This window comes from Thalassobacterium maritimum (genome assembly GCF_031127805.1).
Lineage (GTDB): Bacteria > Verrucomicrobiota > Verrucomicrobiia > Opitutales > Coraliomargaritaceae > Thalassobacterium > Thalassobacterium maritimum.
Window position 1 is genome coordinate 1 of sequence record NZ_JARXHW010000231.1, and the last position, 476, is coordinate 476.

The 476-nt window shown below is 50.4% G+C and carries 1 protein-coding gene; it reads left to right on the plus strand.

Annotated features, from left to right (window positions below; genetic code table 11):
* Positions 1-476, plus strand: a 476-nt coding sequence (locus QEH52_RS20940) for a DDE-type integrase/transposase/recombinase (protein WP_308952764.1), incomplete at both ends; no start/stop codon positions are given.

The window sequence follows — 476 nt, forward strand, 5'->3', positions numbered from 1 at the left end:
TATGCCTGGAAGAAGCGAGAACCCAGCGCTCGAAGTATTGCCGATGCTGAACACGCAAAACGTATCGAAGAGCTCTATGAGGCATCCGATAAGCGAGAAGGTCATCGTGTGATTCATGATCATTTGAAAGACGAATCAATTACTTGTGGCCGTGATAAAACCTTGAGGATTATGCAGGACCTTGGAATCGTCGGGATTCAAAAGAAAAGCTTCAAGCCACAAGGAACTGACAGCAATCACACTCTAGGCTACAGCCCGAATCGGTTGAAGGCACAAGGCATGCCGCAGGCATGTGATCAAGTCTGGGTCTGCGATACGACCTATCTGATGACCGATAATGGCTGGAACTATTTGGCCACAGTCATGGATCTGTTTAGTCGCCGTATCGTGGGCTGGGAGGTCTCCGAGCACAATGACGCCGATCTTGTGCGCAAGGCGCTCTACAAGGCCTCTCAGACGCGTCAAGGGTTCCTCAA